Below are 6805 nucleotides of genomic sequence, written 5' to 3'. Positions count from 1 at the left end.
ACAATCAGGTCAATCCAACAATTTCACTTTTCTGACAAAAGTTCCCCAACCCCCTCACCACCACCCCCACCCGCCCGCAAAAGCGTCCAACCAGCAGGGAGATAATCAACCGACATGTAGAAGTAGAAGGAGCAGGATCCATCGGGGCGGTAGGTGCCGCCCTTCACGATCCCGAACGCGGTCGTGCCCGCGAACACGGGAGCGCCGCTATCCCCGCCCTTGCACGTCGGGGCGCCGACCGTGACCCAGGTTGGCAGGCAGGCGCCCCCGCACAGATCCCCCGCCGGAGCGAAGTCAGTGAGTTCAACAGCGGCACAACTATACCCGGTGCGCTCGCCGCGATGGCAGACCAGTTCGCCTGCTCGGGTCGCGGCACGGGTCCGGGCCGCGGTAACAGGCCGGGCTACGGTCTTGCCTGTGTCGGAGAAGAAAAGCGGGCGAAACGTCACGGGCGCGGTGTGCACCTGGACATCCTGATACCCCCATCCCCATTGGCCAACCATGGTCAGCGGCACGGCCGTGCGATCAGCTGTGTCGAGGTAACTCAGCGAATCAGGGCAATGCGCAGCCGTGACCACCCCCTCACGGGTGCCATCGGTGACCGCGAAGCCGGTGGTGCAGGCATAGCGATGGCCGTCGACGGGGTTCAGCCCCGTCACCCGCGCGCCCCCCTCCACCGCCGATCCCGGAGCAGCATCGCTCATGTCGGCATCGGCATCGTCCGACGCGCGAAGCAGAACCGGCACGCCCGCAACGGCCCCGACCCGTTCCCTCACAACCGGGTCTCGGGCCAGAGCGCCGGGCACGACGGCAACAAGCATCCCCCGTCGTTGATCGAGCCCCAGCCCTGCCGGCCGGCCCAGCGCGGCGAGCATTGCCTCGCGCCGGTCGGTTAATGCCGCCAGCATCGCCGTGCGGGTGGCAAGTGCGCCGGACCGATAGCGTACCGGCAACACCAAGTTGCCGATGCGGATTTCCTCGTCTGCCACGGGCTGCGGTCCCGTCACCACCACCAGCAGGTGGAAATCGGGCTCCTGTTCAAAGGCCATGCCCGCCAGCCGGTCTTGCCAGCGCTGGGCCAATGCCTCCGTTACGGAAACGCTGGCCTCCTGGAGAACAAGGCGGCGCTTCGCCTCCGGAACGTCGATCCCGAGCAGCGCCGCCACGGCGCTCGCGTCCTGCGCCAAGGCTTCGGCACGGCTTTGCTCATGAACCATGCCCGTCGGTGCCAGCGCTGAAGGTGGTTCGTCCGTTACGCCCGCCTGCGCCCTCGCCGCGGGTGCCCCCATCGTCGTCCAAATCGCCGCGAGCAGCGGCAGCGCCCGCTTCCAAGCTGATACCATGCGACCCCGTAACCCTGTGGTGGCAACCTCCGCTGAACGCCCCCTCGGTGAAAGCGTTTCGGTCGTGACACAATCAACGTGCGGCCGGTATGTCAGCCGGGGTTTATGGAGGTTGGATGAAGGTCGCACCCGCTCGGTTTCCTAATCGAGCCTGGCTTGCCGCCGCGACCGCGGCACTGTTTTCGCTGGCCGGGTGTCACCGCCCGCCCGATCGCGCTCCGCCCCGCGCGACCGGCGTCGTCGAGATCGAGCCTCAAACCTCGGAGCTCGACGTTCCGATCAGCGCCCGGCTCGCCACCCTGTCGGCCGCCCTCGAGGAGGCAATTCCGCGCCGACTTTGGACCATCGACAAGCCTAACCAGGCTTGCGTCCCTTCCAGGTCGGTCAAGATCCTTTTTGCCAAGATCAAGACGCCCACCCTGTCCTGCCACATCATAGGACAGGTCACGCGCGGGCCGCTCCGCCTGTCGGGCAAGGGGCGCATCCTGTCCGTCACCATGCCGATCCACGCCAGCGTCAGTGCGCGCGACATCGGCCATGTGCTCCACGGTGAAACGGCAGTGGGTGACGCGCAGGTGCGCGCAGATACGACTCTAGACATCGCGCCCGATTGGTCGCCGCGCGGGTCGGTCGACATCCATTATGACTGGACGGATGAGCCGCATATCGACTTCCTTGGGCAACGGATCGAATTCACCAGCCGCGCTGATACGAAGCTCCGCGGCGTGGTCGGCCGGTTGGAGCAAACCCTGCCCCGGGAACTCGCCAGGCTGCATGTACGCGATCAGGCGGAAGCGGCGTGGCGCTCCGCCTTTACTTCTCTTCAGGTAAACCGATCCCGCCCGCCCGTTTGGCTTCGCATCGCCCCGCAGGCGATGAGCTATGGTGGTTATCGGGTCGAAGGGCAGATGCTGGTGCTACGGTTGGGGATGACGGCCCGGACCGAAACCTTTGTCGGCCCCCGTCCCGCCGATCCCGCCCCCACTCCCCTGCCCGCGCTGACAAAGCGTCGCCCCGGCACCAACCGCGTCGTGTTCGCGCTGCCCGTCATTGCTGCCTATGAGGAACTGGAGCCGGTCTTGGCCCGCGCATTGGCCAAGCGGGCAAGCCGCCCCTTCCACGTCCCGGGCATCGGCCCGGTGCTCGCGCGCTTTGCCAAGGTGACCGTGTACGGCACGACCGGCGGTCGCATCGCCGTCGGGCTCGCCTTCAGCGCCGCGACTGAAGGTGGCTCCCCATCGCACGGCACGGTATGGCTGACCGCCCTCCCGATCAACGCGCCCAACAGCCGTCGCGTTGCCTTCACGCAGTTGCAGGTCAGCGGCGTCACCGATTCGACCGGCACGAACCTGTTGCTTCGCCTGGCCAACGCGCCAACCCTGTCTACCACGTTATCCGACGCGCTTACGCAGAACTTCAGCGACGATTACGATAAGCTGCTGACCAAGGTGAGCCGATCGATCTCGGTCAAGCGGACCGGGAGCTTCGTCATTCGCGCTCGCATCGACGACGTGGAAACCGGACAGATTCAGGCTCTCGGCCAGGGCGTGTACCTGCCTGTGCGCGGCAGGGGCACGGCCAGCGTCAGCGTGGACGTGCCCGAAGCCGGGTCCTGACGGGCGGCACGGCCGCTTCATTGGCAGGGAAAGTGGCGGAGAGGGTGGGATTCGAACCCACGGTACCCGTAAAGGCACAACGGTTTTCGAGACCGTCCCAATCGACCACTCTGGCACCTCTCCGCGAGGGGGTCTGCGCCCGCCGGGAAGGCGGGGCTGATCGATGGAGGCGGGCCTCTAGCCGAATGACCCCGGCCCTGCAAGCCGCTCGCTTGTGCAGACGCGAACAGCCACTAGATTGTAGTCATGCCTTTTCACGATTCCGTTCTTCCGGCCGCCCTTCCCGACGCGGGAAAGGTTGCCATGCCGTCGATCGCGCACGCCCGCTTTTCCATCGGCGACGTGGTGCGTCACCGCGTGTTCGACTTCCGCGGCGTGATCTTCGACGTCGATCCCGTCTTCGCGAACAGCGATGAATGGTATGAAGCGATCCCGGAGGCGATCCGCCCGCACAAGGACCAGCCATTCTACCATCTGCTCGCCGAAAACATGGAATCGACCTATGTCGCCTATGTCAGCCAGCAGAACCTGCTCGCCGACGATAGCGACGAGCCGGTCGAGCACCCGGCGATCCCGGGCCTGTTCACCGACTTTGTCGGCGGTCGTTACCAGCTCCGGTCTGAACATCGTCATTGAGGCCGGTGGCGGTTGACATAACAGGCCCCCTCATTTAGCTGCATCGCTTCTCTCGCCGGGTCCGCCCGCGCGGGCACATGCTTTTGGGAAGTGATAAGGGCCATGTTCGCAGTCGTGCGCACAGGCGGCAAGCAATACCGCGTCGCCGCCGGAGATAAGATCGTCGTCGAGAAGCTGGACGGCGATGCCGGCAGCCAGATCACGCTGGGCGATGTTCTGCTCGCTGGTGAGGGCGCAGAGCTGCGCTCGGTTGAGGGGCTGACCGTCGCCGCGGAGATCATCGCTCAGGCGAAGGGCGAAAAGGTCATCGTCTTCAAGAAGCGTCGCCGTCACAATTATCGTCGTCGCAACGGTCATCGCCAGAATCACACGATCCTCAAGATCGTGTCGGTCGGCTGAGCCAGCGCAGCGCAGGAGTAAGAAGCAATGGCACATAAAAAGGCAGGCGGTTCGTCGCGCAACGGTCGTGATTCGGCCGGTCGTCGTCTCGGCGTGAAGAAGTTCGGCGGTCAGGAAGCGATCGCCGGCAACATCCTCGTGCGCCAGCGCGGCACCAAGTTTTATCCGGGCAAGAACGTCGGCATGGGCAAGGATCATACCCTGTTCGCGCTGATCGACGGCCGCGTGGTGTTCCACGACGGCAAGCTTGGCCGAAAGTTCTGTTCGGTCGAGATGCCGATTGCGGCCGAATAACATCGGGTGATCATACGGGTCGCCCACCAGGGTGACCCGGGTTCCTGACAGGGAACCGAACCAGACAAGGGAGGCGGGTCACCCCGGCTCCCTTTTTCGTTGCTCCCTTCCACTGTCGCCAAGCCGTCATCGGGACGTGCTTGGCGATTCACGCGAGGAGGAGGAGGAGCGCATGTTTGCACGGACGCCAAGACTGACGCTGCGCCCCGGCTGGCCGGAGGACGCGCCTGAACTGCTGGCCGCAATCGGTCATCGAAGCGTTGTCGAAAAGCTTGCCCGCGTGCCCTGGCCATATATGGTTGAGCACGCCCGCGACTGGCTCGCCGGTCAGTCGCGCGACGGATACTCGCTGCTGATCTGCGCGCATGACCTGGCCCGGTCACCGCGCCTGGTTGGCGCCATCGGCCTGCATATGGGTGAGGAGGGGCTTGAACTCGGCTATTGGCTGACCCCCGCTGCTTGGGGCCGGGGCTATGCAACAGAGGCCGGGCTTCACATGGTCGGCGTTGCCCGCATGCTCGGCCACACGCGCCTGTCCGCCTTTTATCATCTCGACAATCCGGCGTCCGGCCGCGTGTTGCGAAAGCTCGGCTTTCGTGAGGTCGGGCGCGCACCGCGGCCCTCGCTCGGCCGTGGATGCGCCGTCGACAGCGCGCTGATGGAACTCGACCTTGACGAGGGAGAGCGACCGGTGATGCCGCTCGCCGCCTGACCGTGTTGCGCTCGGCGGTGTTTGGGTGAAGACGGGCCGGGCATGTCCCCGCCCCCCCTTCCCCAACGCCGCCGCCTTGCACCCGCCGAATCGCGCGACGCTGCCCTGGAGGCGGCGAGCGCGTTGCTGGTCGAGCGGGGCCCTCAGGCTGTGACCTTGAAGGCGGTGGCGGCGCGGGTCGGGCGCACTCACGCCAACCTGCTCCACCATTTCGGATCGGCGGAGGGCCTGCAAACGGCGCTGGTCGAGCGCATGGCGCGGACGATCACCGCAACCATCAAGGCGGCCGCATTGCGGGCGAGGGCCGGTGACCAGGACCCCCGCGATGTCGTGAACCTCACCTTCGACGCGTTCGACAGCGGCGGGGCGGGCGCGCTGGCGAGCTGGATGATTCTGTCCGGCAACCGGGACGCGCTGAACCCGATCCTGACCGCGATCCACGATCTGGTGGACGACTTGGCCGAAGGCGCCGGTGATCGGCCGCTCGCCGAACAAACGTTGCACCTTGTGCTTCTGGCGCTCGGCGATGCCCTGCTGGGCGCGCCCATGGCGCAGGCACTTGGCCTGCACCCCGGCAAGGCGAGGGAGATCGCATTGGCGGCGTTGCTTGCGGGGCGCGACTCGCCAACTCCAGCCTGAGCCGCCACGCGGCTTACGGGTGTCGTCGAACGGGTTTACTGACCGGATCCGCCCGGGGGCCGCTCTCGCCTCGCTTTAGCCGCGCTAAAGCGTTAGGTCGCGCGACATGCATTTCCTCGATCAAGCCAAGATTTTCGTCCGTTCGGGCACGGGTGGCCCCGGCGCCGTCAGCTTTCGCCGCGAGAAGTTCATCGAATATGGCGGCCCTGACGGCGGCAATGGCGGCAAGGGCGGCGACATCGTGTTTGAGGCGGTCGCCGGCCTCAATACCCTGATCGACTTCCGCTACACGCAGCATTTCCGCGCGCCACGTGGGCAAGGTGGCGCTGGAAGCAACATGACTGGCGGCGGCGGTGACGACCTGGTCATCAAGGTGCCGGTGGGGACACAGGTGCTCGCGGATGACGAGGAGCGCACCTTGCTGCTCGACCTGACGGAAGTCGGCCAGCGAGTCGTGTTTCTGCGTGGTGGCGATGGCGGGCGGGGCAATGCGAGCTACAAAACGTCGACAAACCGCGCCCCACGTCAGCATGGCACCGGCTGGCCGAGCGATGAAGCATGGGTCTGGCTGAGGCTGAAGCTTCTCGCAGACGCCGGGCTGGTCGGCTTGCCAAATGCCGGCAAGTCGACCTTTATCAACGCCGTTACTAACGCACAGGCAAAGGTTGGCGCCTATGCGTTCACCACCACCCGCCCGCAGCTGGGTGTCGTGCGCCATAAGGGACGCGAGTTTGTCCTCGCCGACATTCCAGGCCTTATCGAGGGCGCGGCAGAGGGGGCCGGGGTCGGCGACCGCTTTCTGGGGCACATCGAACGGTGCCGCGTGCTGCTGCACCTGGTTGATGCCAACGACCGCGATGTAACCGAAAGCTATCGCATCGTGCGGGACGAGCTTGCCGCCTATGGCGCGGGGCTGGTCGACAAGCCGGTCGTGGTCGCACTCAACAAGATCGACACGCTGGATGACGAGCTGATCGCGGCCCTTTCCGCCGAGCTGGAGCAGGCCAGCGGCGCGGAGGTCATCCCGATTTCTGGCGCAAGCGGCGTCGGCGTCGACTGGGCCCTCGACCGACTGCTGGCCGGCATCCCCGAAAGCGGCCGCCCGGTGGAGGACGACGGCGACGAGGATACCGTGGAGTGGTCGCCCCTCTGACCTATCGGCAGGG

The 6805-nt window shown here is 65.9% G+C and carries 8 protein-coding genes and 1 tRNA gene; 7 read left to right on the top strand and 2 right to left on the bottom strand.

What is annotated here, in order from left to right; all coding sequences use genetic code 11:
- Positions 1–23: 23 nt before the first annotated feature.
- Positions 24–1343: a S1 family peptidase gene (locus tag FHS94_RS12980; RefSeq protein WP_246348602.1), complete on the bottom strand. Its 1320-nt coding sequence runs from the start codon at positions 1341–1343 to the stop codon at positions 24–26.
- A 116-nt stretch (positions 1344–1459) separates the two neighbouring features.
- On the opposite strand from FHS94_RS12980, the gene FHS94_RS12975 reads away from it, so the two are divergent.
- Positions 1460–2959, top strand: coding sequence for a DUF4403 family protein (locus FHS94_RS12975; RefSeq protein WP_184058473.1), 1500 nt, complete (start codon positions 1460–1462; stop codon positions 2957–2959).
- Between the two features lie 33 nt (positions 2960–2992).
- Here FHS94_RS12975 and FHS94_RS12970 read toward each other — a convergent pair.
- Positions 2993–3082 (bottom strand) — tRNA-Ser (locus FHS94_RS12970).
- 123 nt (positions 3083–3205) lie between these two features.
- Here FHS94_RS12970 and hspQ point away from each other — a divergent pair.
- The 6 genes from hspQ to obgE all read left to right on the top strand — a co-directional run bounded on the left by hspQ (position 3206) and on the right by obgE (position 6792).
- A complete protein-coding gene (hspQ, locus tag FHS94_RS12965) occupies positions 3206–3595 on the top strand; it encodes a heat shock protein HspQ (protein WP_246348601.1) in 390 nt (129 codons plus the stop codon).
- A gap of 102 nt (positions 3596–3697) precedes the next feature.
- Positions 3698–3994: a 50S ribosomal protein L21 gene (gene rplU, locus FHS94_RS12960; protein ID WP_184058471.1), complete on the top strand. Its 297-nt coding sequence runs from the start codon at positions 3698–3700 to the stop codon at positions 3992–3994.
- A 27-nt stretch (positions 3995–4021) separates the two neighbouring features.
- Positions 4022–4288 (top strand): 50S ribosomal protein L27, encoded by a 267-nt coding sequence (gene rpmA, locus FHS94_RS12955; RefSeq protein WP_184058469.1) that lies wholly within the window; start codon positions 4022–4024, stop codon positions 4286–4288.
- 136 nt (positions 4289–4424) lie between these two features.
- Positions 4425–5000, top strand: coding sequence for a GNAT family N-acetyltransferase (locus FHS94_RS12950; RefSeq protein WP_343055281.1), 576 nt, complete (start codon positions 4425–4427; stop codon positions 4998–5000).
- Between the two features lie 42 nt (positions 5001–5042).
- Positions 5043–5639 (top strand): TetR/AcrR family transcriptional regulator, encoded by a 597-nt coding sequence (locus tag FHS94_RS12945; RefSeq protein WP_184058467.1) that lies wholly within the window; start codon positions 5043–5045, stop codon positions 5637–5639.
- Positions 5640–5745: 106 nt separating this feature from the next.
- Positions 5746–6792 carry a GTPase ObgE gene (obgE, locus tag FHS94_RS12940; protein ID WP_184058465.1) on the top strand — a complete coding sequence of 349 codons (1047 nt, stop codon included), beginning with the start codon at positions 5746–5748 and terminating at the stop codon, positions 6790–6792.
- Positions 6793–6805 lie beyond the last annotated feature (13 nt).

Origin of the sequence: Sphingomonas aerophila (genome assembly GCF_014199305.1) — a bacterium.
Taxonomy (GTDB): Bacteria; Pseudomonadota; Alphaproteobacteria; order Sphingomonadales; family Sphingomonadaceae; genus Sphingomonas; species Sphingomonas aerophila.
Note: the sequence above shows the minus strand (reverse complement) of the source record. Positions and strands in the feature narration are given on the sequence as shown.